The 15737-nt window shown below is 59.6% G+C and carries 13 protein-coding genes; 8 read left to right on the forward strand and 5 right to left on the reverse strand.

What is annotated here, in order from left to right:
* Nucleotides 1-231: 231 nt before the first annotated feature.
* Nucleotides 232-1158 carry a M15 family metallopeptidase gene (locus O3649_RS01070; protein ID WP_070615106.1) on the reverse strand — a complete coding sequence of 309 codons (927 nt, stop codon included), beginning with the start codon at nt 1156-1158 and terminating at the stop codon, nt 232-234.
* 151 nt (nt 1159-1309) lie between these two features.
* Nucleotides 1310-2266 carry a type I pantothenate kinase gene (gene coaA / locus O3649_RS01075; RefSeq protein ID WP_371572359.1) on the reverse strand — a complete coding sequence of 319 codons (957 nt, stop codon included), beginning with the start codon at nt 2264-2266 and terminating at the stop codon, nt 1310-1312.
* A gap of 184 nt (nt 2267-2450) precedes the next feature.
* On the opposite strand from coaA, the gene glmS reads away from it, so the two are divergent.
* From glmS to O3649_RS01090, 3 genes are all read left to right on the forward strand, one after another.
* Entirely contained in the window at nt 2451-4334 is a 1884-nt protein-coding gene (gene glmS / locus O3649_RS01080) for a glutamine--fructose-6-phosphate transaminase (isomerizing) (RefSeq protein ID WP_070506897.1), read from the forward strand.
* Between the two features lie 265 nt (nt 4335-4599).
* On the forward strand, nt 4600-5037 hold the full coding sequence (locus O3649_RS01085; RefSeq protein WP_070642933.1) for a holo-ACP synthase: 438 nt from the start codon (nt 4600-4602) through the stop codon (nt 5035-5037).
* 102 nt (nt 5038-5139) lie between these two features.
* Nucleotides 5140-6726, forward strand: coding sequence for a bifunctional ADP-dependent NAD(P)H-hydrate dehydratase/NAD(P)H-hydrate epimerase (locus O3649_RS01090; protein ID WP_314099929.1), 1587 nt, complete (start codon nt 5140-5142; stop codon nt 6724-6726).
* 224 nt (nt 6727-6950) lie between these two features.
* Here the strand turns inward: O3649_RS01090 and O3649_RS01095 are convergent, their stop codons facing one another.
* From O3649_RS01095 to O3649_RS01105, 3 genes are all read right to left on the reverse strand, one after another.
* A complete protein-coding gene (locus tag O3649_RS01095; protein WP_044150222.1) occupies nt 6951-8432 on the reverse strand; it encodes a sugar transferase in 1482 nt (493 codons plus the stop codon).
* Between the two features lie 509 nt (nt 8433-8941).
* Entirely contained in the window at nt 8942-9724 is a 783-nt protein-coding gene (locus tag O3649_RS01100) for a phosphatase (protein ID WP_049341800.1), read from the reverse strand.
* 28 nt (nt 9725-9752) lie between these two features.
* Nucleotides 9753-11015, reverse strand: coding sequence for a glycosyltransferase (locus O3649_RS01105; RefSeq protein ID WP_049363214.1), 1263 nt, complete (start codon nt 11013-11015; stop codon nt 9753-9755).
* A gap of 138 nt (nt 11016-11153) precedes the next feature.
* Here O3649_RS01105 and alr point away from each other — a divergent pair, with 138 nt between their 5' ends.
* The 5 genes from alr to tsaD all read left to right on the forward strand — a co-directional run bounded on the left by alr (nt 11154) and on the right by tsaD (nt 15726).
* Complete coding sequence (gene alr / locus O3649_RS01110) at nt 11154-12467, forward strand: alanine racemase (RefSeq protein ID WP_371572363.1); 1314 nt, start codon at nt 11154-11156, stop codon at nt 12465-12467.
* On the forward strand, nt 12467-13066 hold the full coding sequence (gene tsaE, locus O3649_RS01115; RefSeq protein ID WP_049358743.1) for a tRNA (adenosine(37)-N6)-threonylcarbamoyltransferase complex ATPase subunit type 1 TsaE: 600 nt from the start codon (nt 12467-12469) through the stop codon (nt 13064-13066). Before alr ends, tsaE begins: the two co-directional genes overlap by 1 nt.
* A 23-nt stretch (nt 13067-13089) precedes the next feature.
* Nucleotides 13090-13926: a tRNA (adenosine(37)-N6)-threonylcarbamoyltransferase complex dimerization subunit type 1 TsaB gene (gene tsaB / locus O3649_RS01120; protein ID WP_371572365.1), complete on the forward strand. Its 837-nt coding sequence runs from the start codon at nt 13090-13092 to the stop codon at nt 13924-13926.
* Nucleotides 13927-14481, forward strand: coding sequence for a ribosomal protein S18-alanine N-acetyltransferase (gene rimI, locus O3649_RS01125; RefSeq protein WP_371572367.1), 555 nt, complete (start codon nt 13927-13929; stop codon nt 14479-14481). It begins immediately after the preceding gene.
* Between the two features lie 144 nt (nt 14482-14625).
* Nucleotides 14626-15726 (forward strand): tRNA (adenosine(37)-N6)-threonylcarbamoyltransferase complex transferase subunit TsaD, encoded by a 1101-nt coding sequence (gene tsaD, locus O3649_RS01130; RefSeq protein WP_005508428.1) that lies wholly within the window; start codon nt 14626-14628, stop codon nt 15724-15726.
* Nucleotides 15727-15737: the final 11 nt, after the last annotated feature.

The raw sequence follows: 15737 nt of genomic DNA on the forward strand, positions 1-15737 counted from the left end.
TAAAGCATGTGTCTTTCTTCACAGTGATTCCGTGGCGCCCAATACTTAAGGTCTAGGTTACATGAAGCTGAGTAAAAATCTCTGAAACCCGCGAAAAACCGCGGATTTGCAGGACTTGTACGCGAAAAAATATGCATCTACTGCGCCTATTTAATTCCGACACGGAAGCTAGAAATACGATGCACATCACCACTCGACGCACTTGGCAAAGCTGAAAGCTTAGCCCAGAGCCTAGCTCGCACTTGCATAATCGGGTGCCGCACCCGTACCGATGAACTCCTCAAAAGTCTTCGCACCCGAAGACACATACTCCTGAGCAATCTGCACACCCACATAACGGTAATGCCACGGCTCAAAACGATAACCGGTCACCGACTGACGACCATCAGGGAAACGCAAAATATATCCGTAACGCGGAGCATTCTTCGCCAACCACTGACCAGCCAGCGTATCGCGGTAACACTCCTCCAGACGGCAACCCTCAGGAGAAGCAAAATCAATCGCCAAACCCGTCTGATGCTCCGAATAGCCGGGACGAGCCGACAACTGGTCTGCCACCTGCTGGCCGTTCACCGAAACCCAATACTGATAGGTCTGCTGCTGCACCGCATACGAACGATACGCGCTAGAAACAAGCAGGGTCACGCCGTCGGTCGCCGCCGCATCAATCATCGTGTCCGCCGCCTTAGCCGCCTCAGCACGCAATTGATGGCCGTAGAACTCCACCAGGTCACTCGGCTCCCAGTCCTGCTGCGCAAAAGGGCGCATCTTATTCACGAGGCAACGCAACGAGTCCGGCTGAGACTCAACACTCGGCTGAGCAAGAGCCAACGGGGAAGAAGACGTGCTCGCAGAAGCTGAAGTGCTGGCAGAAGCACCGGTAGCAGAAGCAACAGGGGAGGGCGCGGCAGAAGAGGTCGCCGCAGTGGAAGAGGCACTAGAAGAAGCCACTGAAGCCGTCGCAGACTCAGAAGCAGAAGCGCTCGCTGCAGAAGATGAAGAGGAGGCACCCTGACCCTGTGAACCACCCTGCGAACCACAAGCCACCAATAGTGCGGTACCGCCAACCCCCAAAGCGGCACCCAAGAGAGCGCGGCGGTTCAGCGCAGAACTATTAAGAGACTCCTGAGCGGTAGACGTACGGTGCAGAGACTTCACAATAACTCCTCATCATGGCGTAGATGCAAACAAAAAGCGCCGGAAGCCTAAACCCACCCCGCGAGGGAGTGGAGCCTCCGGCGCCTTCTACTAGAATGCACCACAATACCGGCTAAAAGCCGCACACGAACACTAAAAACCTAAAGAACCTCTAGTTCTTACGCAGAAGAACCTGCTCCACGGTATGCTCGGCACCCTTCTGCAGAATCAAATGCGCACGAGCACGAGTCGGCAAAACATTCTGCACCAGATTAGGCTCATTCACGCTCTTCCAAATGCCGGTCGCTACCTCAACCGCCTGCTCATCGCTCAGCTCCGCATAACGCTTGAAATACGACTCCGGATTCGCAAAAGCCGAAGAACGCAGAGTCAAGAAACGATTCACATACCAGCGCTCAATATCCTCAGTGCGGGCATCCACATAAATAGAGAAATCAAAGAAATCACTCAGCGTCAAATCGGAAGTCTCCGGACCCTCAGCCTGCGAAGGTGCCAAAACATTCAAACCCTCAAGAATCAGAACATCCGGTGCCGTGACCTCAATATGCTCATCCGGCATGATGTCGTAATACAGATGCGAATACTTCGGCGCCACCACACGCTCAGCGCCAGACTTCACCTGCGACACAAAATTCAACAGGGCGCGGCGATCATACGACTCCGGGAAACCCTTACGGTGCATAATGCCGCGACGCTGAAGCTCCGCGTTCGGGTACAAGAAACCATCCGTCGTCACCAGCTGAACATTAGGAGTAGACGGCCAACGACTCAAAAGAGCCTGCAAAATACGCGCCGTCGTCGACTTGCCCACCGCAACAGAACCCGCCACACCAATAATGAACGGGACACGCCGCTGAGACACATGCAGAAAATCATTTGTCATATGGTTCAACGAAGAAGCAGCAGTCACATACAGATTCAGAAGACGAGAAACCGGCAGATAAATACGCTGCACCTCCTCAAGGTCGACAGTTTCACCCAGGCCTCGAAGAGACTCAATTTCCTCAGCACTGAGGGGAACAGAAATCTCATCGGCTAGGTGCGACCAACGGGAACGGTCAAGATGCATGAAGCGGTCATCGCCAGAAAAATACGGTGCGGTGCTCATTTATCTAAGTGTACGAACTTTCAGCCCGTGGGGAAAATATCTACTCTCACGGTATGTCTGAAGAAATAAATGTATGGAAAGAAAAGGGTAAAACCTGAAAAAGCCAGGAAAGCCACAATAAACGTGACGTATAACGGTATTTCACCGTGCGCATATCTGGATACTTGTGGGATAAACTTATAGCATGTGTGGAATCGTAGGATATGTAGGTCTGGACACTGCTCCGGACGGTAACAAGTTTGACCACAACGCATACGATGTGGTCCTCGAAGGTCTGCGCCGCCAGGAATACCGCGGCTATGACTCTGCTGGCGTGGCACTCGTGTGCCCCGACGGCATCGTATTCCGTAAGAAGGCAGGCAAGCTCCTGAACCTCGAAAACGAGGTTAAGGAAAACCCCCTGCCGGACTCCCAGATTGGTATCGGTCACACCCGTTGGGCTACCCACGGTGGACCCACCGACAACAACGCTCACCCCCACGTTGTCGACAACGGCCGCCTCGCCGTCGTACACAACGGTATTATCGAAAACTTCGCAGAACTGCGTGCCGAACTGCTCGCCGAAGGCGTAGAGTTCGCATCTCAGACCGACACCGAGGTAGCTGCAGCAACCATCGCAAGCATCTACAACAAGCTCGGTACCGGTGACCTCACCGAGGCAGTACGCGTCGCATCCAACCGCCTCGAAGGTGCATTTACCATCCTGGCTATCCACGCCGACCACCCGGACCGCGTTGTGGCAACCCGCCGCAACTCCCCGCTGGTCATCGGCCTGGGCGAGAACGAGAACTTCCTCGGCTCTGACGTCTCCGCGTTCATTGACTACACCAAGGAAGCCGTCGAAATGGGTCAGGACCAGATCGTGACCATCACCGGCAGCGACTACTCCATCATCGACTTCGAAGGCAACCCCGCAGAGGGCAAGCCCTTCCACATCGAATGGGACGCCGCAGCAGCTGAAAAGGGCGGCTTCAACTCCTTCATGGAGAAGGAAATCCACGAGCAGCCCACCGCAGTTGAGCAGACCCTCATGGGCCGCCTCGACGAAAACGGCAACCTCACCCTCGACGAACTGAACATTGACGACTCGGTGCTGCGCACCATCGACAAGATCATCGTCGTCGCATGTGGTACCGCAGCATACGCAGGCCAGGTGGCACGCTACGCCATCGAGCACTGGTGCCGCATCCCCACCGAGGTTGAGCTCGCACATGAGTTCCGCTACCGCGACCCCATCGTGAACGAGAAGACCCTCATCGTGGCACTCTCGCAGTCCGGCGAAACCATGGACACCCTGATGGCAGTGCGCCACGCACGCGAACAGGGTGCAAAGGTTATCTCCATCTGCAACACCCACGGCTCGACCCTGCCCCGCGAATCCGACGCTGCGCTGTACACCCACGCAGGCCCCGAAATCGCAGTGGCATCCACCAAGGCATTCCTGGCACAGATCACCGCAGCATACCTGCTTGGCCTGTACCTGGCACAGCTGCGCGGCAACAAGTACAAGGACGAAATTGCTTCGATCCTTGCCGAGCTGCAGAACATGCCCGCAAAGATCCAGAAGGTCCTCGACAACGACACCCAGGTCAAGGAACTGGGCGTCGAAATGAAGGATGCCTCCTCCGTGATCTTCCTTGGCCGCCACGTGGGCTTCCCCGTCGCAATGGAAGGCGCACTCAAGCTCAAGGAAATCACCTACATCCACGCTGAAGGCTTCGCAGCAGGCGAGCTCAAGCACGGCCCCATCGCACTGATCGATGAAGGCCAGCCGGTCATCGTAGTGGTTCCCTCCGCAAACGGTCGCGACTCCCTGCACGGCAAGGTCGTCTCCAACATCCAGGAAGTGCGCGCTCGCGGCGCCTTCACCATCGTCATCGCAGAGGAAGGCGACGAGGCCGTCAAGCCCTACGCAGACCGCCTCATCACCGTCCCGGCATGCCCCTCGCTGCTGCAGCCCCTGCTGGCAACCGTGCCCCTGCAGATCTTCGCATGCGCACTGGCAGAAGCTAAGGGCCTGGACGTTGACCAGCCGCGTAACCTCGCAAAGTCCGTGACCGTGGAGTAATCCTCTGGAGTAATCCTCGGAAATCGCCTCAGCGATAACGACAAGGGCGGTGGTTGAGTTCTTAGAGAACTTGACCACCGCCCTTGTCGTTTAACCTGGTGGTTATTCGTGGATGACCCAACAAAAATAGACGCTGTGAAACAGATATCAACTATGCGTCATATTTGCCGCTATCCCATCTAAAAGAAACGAATCTCGCTAGACTTAAAACAAGAGAAACCGCAAACAGGACGCGGCACCACCCCTAGCCCAGAAGGTGAAGCTCATGATCATGGGAATCGGCGTAGATACCGTCAACATCGAACGATTCGAACGAATCGTCACCGAAACACCAGCCTTCGTCCGCCGCGTCTTCACCCCCAACGAACGTACCCGGAATGTACGCTCCCAAGCCGTACGATTTGCCGCCAAAGAAGCCGTCGCAAAAGTACTCGGAGCACCCGCCGGACTCAACTGGCAAGACTGCGAAGTCGCCACCGCCGAAAGCGGCCAACCCTACCTCATCATTCAGGGCACCATCGCCCGCCGTGCTAAAGAACTCGGCATCAACCGCATCCACCTCTCGCTGACCCACGATGAACCCATCGCCATCGCCATCGCAACCGCCGAATACCTCAGCGATGCAGAACTGGCGCACCTGCAAAAGTTCAACCCCGAAAGCTACCGACTCAGCGTCATCGCCGGTGATGACACCGACGACTAACGTAGAGTCACACTAACACAGAATTACACCAACACAGAGTCACATCAACATCACAACCAGGTGACCCCTAAGGCCCGCACGGTGCCACCCAAGGAGACAGCAATGAAGCTCATCTACACTGCTTCCCAGGTACGCGAAGCAGAAAAGCCCTACATCGAAGCCGCCGACTACGACGGATACCTCATGCAACGCGCCGCAGACGCCGTCGCAGCCGAAGCGCAGGAGCTACTCCACGGCACAGAAAACGCCAAAATCCTGCTCCTCATCGGCCCGGGCAACAACGGCGCAGACACCATCTACGCCGGCGCCCGTCTCAGTGCCAAGGGCCACCGCGTTGACGCAGTCATCTTCGACCCCAGCGAAAAGAACCTCGAACTCATCGCCCGCGAAGGCGGCGAAGGCACCCGCGTACTCGACCCCGAACACACCCTCGAACACCTTACCGGCTACGACCTGACCATTGACGGCATCCTCGGTACCGGCTCCAGCGGTGCCGTACGCGGTAGCGCCGGCGAATACCTGGGCGTACTCCGTGCAGCGCAGCTCGACGGTAAGCTCGGCGCAGTCCTCGCAGTAGACACCCCCTCCGGAGTCGACAACAACCGCGGAACCGTGCACGAACCCTCCCTGCGCGCCGATCGCACCGTCACCTTCATCGGCCACAAGCTACCGGCAGGCACCTGCCACAGCGTCCACTCCGGAGACATCAAACTCTACGACCTTGGCGTTCCCGAAGCCCTCAACTCCCACAAGCCTGCCCTGCGCGTTCTCGACCGCGAAGACTACCGCGAACTCATCGAAGTACCCGACGAGCACTCCCACAAGTACACCCGCGGCGTACTGGGCATGCTCACCGGTAGCCTCGAATACCCCGGCGCAGCCCTCATGAGTGTACGCGCAGCCCTCAACACCGGCGTGGGCATGGTCCGCTTCAACGCCAATTCTCACGAGCTACGCCAGCTCATGATTGCCCACAACCCCGAAACCGTCTACTTCAGCGGCGCCCCCGCCCTGCAGAGGGTCACCGTATGGGCCGGCGGATCTGGCTCTAGCCACGACTCGCTGGACAAGAACCGCTACCTGCTCCACTCGCCCGAACCCGCCATCATCGACGCGGGCGCCTGCGACCTGGCGGCAGAATACCTGGCAACCGGCAAGCCCCTCGGCTCCCACAAGATCCTCACTCCGCATGCCGCAGAGCTCGAACGCTTCCTGCGTATCGTGCACGAGCTCGCCCCCGAAACCTGGAAGAAGCACCTGGGTGACGCCATCGTACCCAGCCGCAAGGATATCGACGCAGAACCCTTCCGCTGGGTACGCGCCGCCTCCGAACTTTCCGGCGCCACCGTGATGCTCAAGGGTGGCTACACGCTCATTGCTGCACCCAACGGCGCCACCTACAGCGTCGCCGGAGGAAGCCCCTGGCTCGCCACCGCAGGCAGCGGCGACACCCTCACCGGCATCTACGGCGCCCTGCTCGCCCAAACCGTAGCCGCCTTCGACGCCCGCGGAGAAGCCCTAGAAGGCTGCACCTTCGCCTCCATCGGCGCGCTCGCAGTCTACCTGCACGGTGAAGCCGCACGCGCCAGCGCCACCGGAAGCGTCAAGGACGCACTGCTGGGCCCCGCCCCGGCAACCCGCGTCGCGCAGATGCTCCCCGAAGTCATTGCGCGACTCATCGCCGAATAGGGCAGAGGCGCCCAGTACGCCGCCTCCAGCCTAACGCCCTCCAGAGATTCTAGAGCGTCTCTCAATGAACCAGGCAGAAGGCACAAAGGAAGGGGCGTGAATCCACCGGAAATGGATTCACGCCCCTTCTGTGCGTTTATATCAATGGATGATGCCAAGCTGCCTGTGCCGGAACAGCATCTTCAAAAACGGCATACATACCAGCGAGAGACCCCCAACTCTTCTTAGTACGCGCCTTCCTTAGCGAAAACCGCACGGACAGTACGCAGAAGAATAATGAGGTCACCGGTAAGCGACCAGTTCTCAACATAGTAGAGATCCAGACGAACCGACTCTTCCCAAGAAAGGTCACTACGGCCAGAAACCTGCCACAGACCGGTAATACCGGGCTTCACCAGCAGACGGCGGTACGCAATGTCCTCGTACTGCTCAACTTCCTCAACCAGCGGAGGACGCGGACCCACCAGCGACATATCGCCAATGAACACGTTCCACAGCTGAGGCAACTCATCAATCGAGTACTTACGGATGAACTTGCCGATGGGGGTAATACGCGGGTCGTCCTTCATCTTGAAGAGCACACCATTACCCTCGTTCTGCTCCAGGAGGCGCTTCTTAACCTCTTCGGCGTCAGTACGCATCGAACGGAACTTCACCATCTTGAACATTTCACCGTTCAGACCCACACGGTTCTGCAGGAAGAAGACCGGACCGCCATCACGCTTGACCAGCAGCGCCACCACCAGGAACAGCGGAGACAGCAGAATCAAACCCAGACCCGAAGACACAACATCCACAGCGCGCTTGAAGAACGCCGACAGACCGGTAATACGCGGCGTCGACACGTGCACCAGCGGCAGACCATTCAGCGGCTGCATGTGCATACGCGGACCAGCAATATCGGTCGTCGCAGGAGCCATAATCAGCGAAATATGCGCATCAGCAAGCTTCCAACCCAGCAGACGAACCTGATCCGGGCTCAAGTGGTGACCATTCGTAACCGCGACCATGTGAATATCGTTCTCGCGGATGGCCTCCATAATGTCAGCCGGAGAAGTGCTGTAACCAAGGACCGGAATCGGAGCGCCAGCAACAGTAGTACCCGGGGTGAAACCGGGCAGGTAGAACGCAGCGGGGGACAGACCGGAAGCAACCACATCCTTCAGGTTCTTGTACAGGTGCTGACCGGTCGTCACATCAGAAATAATCATGACGCGAGTCAACGCACGACCGCGAGTACGCGAACGCACCAGACCCTGACGAATCAGCCAACGCTCAACGAGCAGAAGGAACAGACCCAGCGGGTAAGCAATCAGCAGGTACATACGGGTGACGTCAACCTTAAGGAAGAACGCCACAATAATCAGCAGGCAGAAAAAGTAAGTAGTACCGCGAGTAATGAGGCGGTACTCCTCAGTGCCGAACCCCATGATGCGCAGGCTGCGGGAGCCGTTCACCTGGAGGATAAACCACCAGCCGACAACCATACCAACGCCCAGGAAGATGTAATCAATAGCGGGAATACGGCCATCCAGGGCGTTAATAGGCCAAACGTTCACATAGGGCAGGTCAGCATTCTCCCACCCGAAACGAATCAGATGCGCAGCGACAACCGCAATAGCAATGGCGAGAAAATCGCCAAAGTAAAGGGCACGCTGAACCTTGGGATGCCAGCTTCGCTTGACGACGAAGTCTGAACCCCACATTTTTTTAAGACGATCTTGTACTTTCAACGGTGTAATCTTCCCCGGAAATTTGTCCTGTGTCGTGGACTGAGAGCGGCGAATAGGCACATTTACCCCTAATTATCGGTGAATAGGGAATCGTGTCCTAGTCTTTGTCCTGATGAATGAGTGAACCCTTAATCTTACTGAGTGAAAATAATGGCAGAGACTACGGCAAAGGCGCTGGTAAGACGCCTAGTGGAGCGTTATATGAGCCCACAGAGCGCATAAACGTGTTCCGTAAACTATTCTACGGGGTCGGGGGTCTTCCGTCTCGAAGAATGAAGAGGCAAAGTCGCTCCGGTGTGATGAAATCAATCACAGAAAAAGAAGAGAATAAGAGCCTCCGGGAAGAATGCCTAGTGGAGCTAAGAAACTCCCAAAACTACCGGTATGTTTCACGCACCTGCAGAAAAACAATAACCGGCATATAAAAAGACAAACCCCGGAGGCTCAATAACAAACCCTACGCACACGGCGTAAAAGGGACATTAAGGACGCTCAAGCCCCGCACGATCCAAAATGAAATCAATCATCGGCTCATAACGGCGCGGCGGAACGTTATCGTCCATCGGCACGCACACCGGCAAATCTCCCTGCTCAGCCGCAACAAACAGACCCGGATCATTACAATCCGCAATGCCAATCGTCAGCAGCTTACGAGTAGACGCCGCATAACCACCCATACCGTGATCCGAAACCACCAGGTCCGGGGTCACGCCACGCGCCTCCAGCTGATCCAAAGCGATGCGCATCGGGCCGGGGAAATGCGTATGCTGCAGGTTGCCGTACTGCTCAAACATCACGACATCCATAATCTGGCGGACGTCGCCGTCCAGGAAACGCTCGCCCTCCTCAATCTGAAGAACCTCAGCACCAGCAGCCTTCGCCGCCGCAGCCATCACCGCGTACATGGGGAACAGACCCGCCGGGTGACCGGTCGCAAACAGAATACGAGAACCCGCACGCACCGCCTCGCCAAAGATACGGGCGTACTCCTCCAGCGCGCTGATGCACTGCTCGGCACCAATAGTGTCCTGACCGTGAGTATGCGAACGGTCCGGGTTCAGACCCGCGCGGCGGACCATCACCTCAAACACCGAATCGTAATCCCACTCGCGGGTCCACTGCACACCAAACTCAAGGTGCTCATTACCATCCAGGAAACCCTGAATATGGTCCAGGTTATTCTCTCGGGCGGTCGCTACCTCACCGGTAATACGCACCGAATCCAGGTACGCGGCGAACTCATCGCGGCTCATGGAGAAAGACATTAAAACTCCTCACAACGTGAAAAATACATTACTGCGAGATACCCTGACGTACCTCGGCATAAGCTTCAAGGGTTCGGCGCGCCGTCTGATCCCAACCCATCGTGCGGGCACGCGCCGCGGCGTTCGCACCCAACGAATGACGCAGATACGGGGCACGCACCAGACGCTCAATAGCCGCAGCCCAACGCTGCGGAGTACGAGGCGCCACCAGCAGACCCGTACGGTGGTTCTCCACCGCATAGCGCAGACCGTCAGCATCCGTAGCGAGCACTGCCGCGCCGCACGCCTGCGCTTCCAAAGCGACCAGGCCGAATGTCTCAGACGACGACGGGGATGCCACAATATCGGCGGCACGGAAAATATTCGCCAACTCAGACGCCGGAACCGGGTCCTTCAAATGCACCCGATCCGCCACACCCAGCTCAGCTGCACGCTGCAACAGGCGGCGCTCATAATCCGAATCGGAACGACCAATAATATCTACGTCCACCTGCAAGTCATCGGGGAGCAGCGCGAGTGCCTCCACCAGCAGATGCGGGCCCTTCAACGGCTGAGGCCTACCGGCAAAAACAATGCGGCAACGAGTCTCAGAGGTGTCATTGAGCGGATGCACGCCAGGAATCGTATGGAAAATCGAGGTGTCAACACCCGGCGGGATAGTGGCAAGCTTCTGCGCGTCCGTACCGTAATACTCGCCCATCTGCTGCGCCTCCAGGGGAGTATTCACAATCACCCGGCTCGCGGAGCTACTCATCAGGCGCTCGGCGGCATAGCGCTCCTCGGGTTCGGGCGCCTCACCTTCGCCGCGGCGCGCATCCTTGGCAGCAGCCGTCGTATGCGGAGTAAAAAGAACAGGAACCGGGAAGCCAACGCCCTGAGCCGACCACAGGTCGGATGCACGAGCCGCAGCCTGACCCGACAGCCAATAGTGGGCGTGAATAATATCCGGGGTGTACAGTGCCTGCTCGACGCACGCCTGCGCAAAATCATCGGTGACCGCAGCCAGCTCATTCTTCGAAAGACCACGGGCGGAGGGCAGATCAAGACTGTGGCGCACAAGGCGCTCGCCGGGCTGAGGAGGCTGACGGAACGGCGAATCGGTCGGAAGCGCCTCACCGCGATCCAGGGTGAAAACCTCAACCCGCAGCTCCGGATCCAGTTCCAGCATGGCATGCACCGACCGGGCAATATAGACGTTCATGCCGCCTGCATCTCCGCTACCGGGCTGCGCAAAAGGGTCGGTGTGCATGGAATACACGTGAACCGTCCGAACCGGCGGCAGAGTGCTCATCGATGCTTTCCTCTCTAAAGGGGTACCTGACCTAGTGTAGCGCGACAGGACTTTCGCACAGCGGGAGGTCTAGAATTTAGTAGAAGAGAGGCTGCTCAAGTACAGCCTGTAGTACCCGCCCGTCAGAAACGAAGGACCATGACTCACCCTCAGCAGCCTGCCGAACCGCTTTACTGCCCGCCCTGCGCTCCCGGCCAGGTGGAACGTAGCGCCACGATTGATCTTGACGCGCTGGAACATAATGTGCGCCGACTCAAGGAACTCCTTGGCGACCGCGTGCTCATTGCAGTGATTAAGGCGGATGCGTACGGTCACGGCGCGTACCCGGTGGCACGTTCGGCTATTGCAGCCGGCGCTGACCTGCTGGGTGTGGTGCACGTGAACGAGGCGCTGGAACTGCGTGCTGACGGTATTGATGCGCCGCTCATGGCGTGGCTGCACACCCCCTCCACCGATTTTGAGGCTGCACTGCAGGAGAAGATTCGTCTGGGTGTTTCCGGTTGGGACCTGGAGGCGGTTGCCGCCGCCGCTGAATGCACCGGCGAGCGCGCTATCGTGCATCTGAAGGCTGATACCGGTCTGGGCCGTAACGGTGCCACCGCGGCGGATTGGCCTGCGCTGGTGGCTCGCGCCGCTTCCCTGGAGGATGCCGGTCTGATTACGGTTGAGGGTATTTTTAGCCACCTGGCGGTTGCGGATGAGCCGACCCGCGCCGAGACTGCGCAGCAGGTCGATACTTTGGATACTTTTGTGGCTCAGGCTCGTGAGGCTGGCCTGGCCCCGAAGATCGTGCATTTGGCGAACTCCCCGGCGACCCTGACCGCCTCGCTGGAGGGCTGGGACACTGAGGAGCGTCTGCTCGGTGACGGCGTGCGTTGCGGCCTCGCGCTGTACGGTCTTTCCCCGCTGCCGGAGGTGACCGCTGAAGACCTGGGGTTGAAGCCCGTCATGACGGTGGGCAGCTACATTGCCGCCGTGAAGGAAGTTCCTGCAGGTCAGGGTGTTTCCTACGGTCTGCGCTACCACACTCCCAAGGCAACCACCCTGGCGCTTGTGCCGCTCGGCTACGCTGACGGTGTGCCGCGCATTGCGGAGAACGCGCCGGTGCGCATCTACCCGGGCGCGCAGAACGTGGAGAACGGCTCCGTGCCTAATAACGCGGAGGGTACGACCTACCGCGTGGTCGGCCGCGTCGCCATGGACCAGATGGTCGTTGACCTGGGCGAACCCGGCCTGAGCGATCCCGCCCTGGGGTACCTGGGCGCGCCCGCCATCCTTTTTGGCGCTGGCGAGAACCCGCCCGTAGAGGAGTGGGCTGAAGCGGCGCAGACCATTAACTACGAAATCGTGACCCGTATTTCTCCCCGTGTGGAGCGCCTCTACGTCGGCGGCTCCTGGGTTGAAGCTGAGCTGAACGAGCTGTGGGGCACCGGCGAGGAACAGGAGGGCTAATGAGCGCTGAATACATTTCTGCCGCCCTCGACCTGGACGTGACCGGCCCCGACCATACGCGCCGCCTGGCGCTCACCCTGGCGCAGCACCTGAACGCCGGGGACGTACTACTCCTCTCGGGCGAGCTCGGCGCGGGCAAGACCACGTTCACCCGCTCCCTGGGCGAAGGCCTGGGCGTGCGCGAAGGTGTTATCTCACCGACCTTCGTGCTCTCGCGCGTGCACCCAAACCTGCCGGACGGCCCCCGCCCCGGCGGCCCCGACCTGGTGCACGTGGACGCCTACCGCCTCTCCAGTGCCGAAGAGCTCGACGACCTGGACCTGGAGTTCTCCCTGCCGCGCTCGGTGACCGTCATCGAGTGGGGCCGCGATAAGGCTGAGCATCTGAGCGATTCCCGCCTGGAGCTGGACTTCACCCGTCTGACTGGTGCGGATGCGCGCTTTGCCTACTCGGGTGCCGAAGAGTTCAGCTGGGACGACGAAGACGAAAGTGACGAGGACGCGGACACCCCCGAACCTCGCCTGCTGCGGGTGCGCGCCTTCGGCCCCCGCTGGGAGCACGCTTTCGACGCTCTGAAAGAGGCCCTGCAGAGCGCCTAGAGCCCGCGCGTTAGAATGATAGGGTGCTAGTACTTGCCCTTGATTCATCCGCCACCGCATCTGTGGCGCTCGCCCGTGTGCACGGCTCCGAAGCCGGTGCGTCCTTCGAAATCCTCGCCCGCTACGAGAGTGAAGATACCCGCTCCCACGCCGAGGTGATGGGCCCCTACGCGCAGGCGGCCCTGCAGGACGCTGGCGTGCGCGGCGAAGATTTGGATGCGATTCTGACCGGTACCGGCCCGGGACCTTTTACGGGTCTGCGTGCCGGTATCGTTACTGCGCGCGCTCTGGGTTTTGCCTGGTCGGTGCCGGTGTACGGCATGATGAGCCTGACCGCGCTGGCTGAGCGTGCTGTGTCTGGTGCGGCTGCCGAGGATACTGCCGGGGAAGAGAACGTAGAACGAGCGTTCGCCTCTGCTGAAAGTGCTGAGCTTGTAGAAGGTGCTGAGCTGCTCGTACTCTCCGACGCGCGCCGCCGCGAAGTCTACTCCGCCCGCTACCGCGTGAACTCCGAAGGCTACAACCTGGTGGACGGCCCGAACGTATGCCCCGCCTCCGAAATTCTGCCCGGTAGGGCTCCCGCCTACGCTTACGGTTACGGTGCTGGCCTATACTCCGAAACTCTCGAAGAACACGGCTGGACCATCGTCGATTCTGCCCGTCAGGTTCACCCCCACGCCGAGTACCTGGTTGCCGCCGCGGCACGCCTGGGCGTAGAGAACCTGAGCGAGGACACCTCCGCCCAGTACCTGCGCGACTCGGACGCAAAGGTCCCCGCCGCAATGCTCGCCCGCCAGCAGAAGCAGGCCGCGCAGTCCGCCGCACAGGCTGCGCAGACTGCCGCGCAGAAGGAGAGCTAAATGAGCGCTACCGAAAATATCGTGCGAGACGACCTGGCACTGAATAACCTGGCACTGAATAATCTGGCACTGAGTAACCTGGCACTGGGCGCCCGCCTGCGCGTTGCCGAACTTGCCGACGTGCAGGCCATGCACCGCATGGAGACCACCCTGTTTCCTGCCGATGCCTGGCACATCGACATGTTCCTCGAAGAGCTGACCCACCCGACCCGCACCTACTACATGCTCGAATTGCCTGCAGAAGGTTCGGAAGATAACGAGGGCAGCTGGCGCGCTATCGGCTACTGCGGAACCATGGTCGTAGCCGACACCGCCGACGTTCAAACCATCGGCGTGCTCCCCGAGTACGAGGGCCACGGCTACGGTCGCGCCATGCTCGAGCAGATGCACGAGCGCGCCCGCGAGCAGGGAGCCGAGCGTATCCTGCTGGAGGTGCGTGCCGACAACCCGCGCGCCCAGCGCCTCTATGAACGCAACGGCTACCGTGCGATTCACGTACGCCGCGGCTACTACGATGACGGAACCGACGCCATCATTATGGAATGTACGTTCTAAATACTCCGTTGGGCTAAACGGCAATCCCCGCAGTAGGGGCAAGCTTTCGCCGCCCTCTACATCGCAGTATCCCTACAGTACAGCATCCCTACATCACTGCAACTAGAAGCACTACGCGCAGACAGCGCAACAGAAAGATAGACTATGAGCACTCGCGAACCCCTCGTTCTGGGTATCGAATCCTCCTGCGATGAGACCGGTATCGGCATCGTGCGCGGTGCACAGCTGCTCAGCAACACCATCTCCTCCTCCATGGAAGAGCACGTGCGCTTCGGCGGCGTGATCCCCGAAATCGCCTCCCGCGCTCACCTGGACGCCATGATCCCCGCCCTCAAGGCGGCACTCGCCGAAGCGGACATCACCCTCGATCAGGTGGACGCTATCGCCGTCACCGCTGGCCCCGGCCTGGCGGGCGCACTCATGGTCGGTGTCTCCGCGGCGAAGGCACTCGCTATTGCCACCGGCAAGCCCCTCTACGGCATTAACCACCTGGTCGCCCACGTTGGCGTTGGCCTGCTGGAGGACAACGGCACCGAAGACGGCTCCGACCTGCTGGCGAATGCCGGTTCCGGTGGTCTGGGTGCGCTGCTGGTCTCTGGCGGTCATACCGAAATCCTGCAGGTGCGCGACATTACCTCCGATGTGCGTCTGCTCGGCGCGACCCTCGACGATGCCGCAGGCGAGGCCTACGACAAGGTCGCCCGACTGCTGGGTCTGGACTACCCGGGTGGCCCCGCGATTGATCGCGCCGCCGCCGAGGGTAACCGCAACGCCTTCGTGTTCCCGCGCGGCCTGTCGAACCGCAAGTTTATGGGCACCGCCGAGGAGCCCGGTGCGCACCGCTACGATTTCTCCTTCTCCGGCCTGAAGACCGCCGTGGCGCGCGTGATTGAAAGCTTTGAAGCGGCCGGTGAAGAGGTACCGGTTGCCGATATCGCCGCGTCTTTCCAGGAGGCGGTCGTGGACGTCATCACCAAGAAGGCGATGCTTGCCTGCCGCGAGCAGGGCATGAAGACCCTGCTGCTCGGCGGTGGCGTGGCGGCTAACTCGCGTCTGCGTGAGCTGCTTGCCGCCCGATGCGCCTCCGAGGGGGTGCGCCTGATTATCCCGAAGTTCACCCTGTGCACCGATAACGGCGCGATGGTTGCGGCGCTGGGTGCCCGCCTGGTCGCTGCCGGTCGTGAGCCCTCGGGTGTGGACTTCACGACGGATTCCTCGCTGCCGGTGACCACGGTCTGTTTCTAAACGGGCTACCT

This window comes from Rothia sp. 27098_8_29 (genome assembly GCF_041432785.1).
Taxonomy (GTDB): Bacteria; Actinomycetota; Actinomycetes; order Actinomycetales; family Micrococcaceae; genus Rothia; species Rothia mucilaginosa.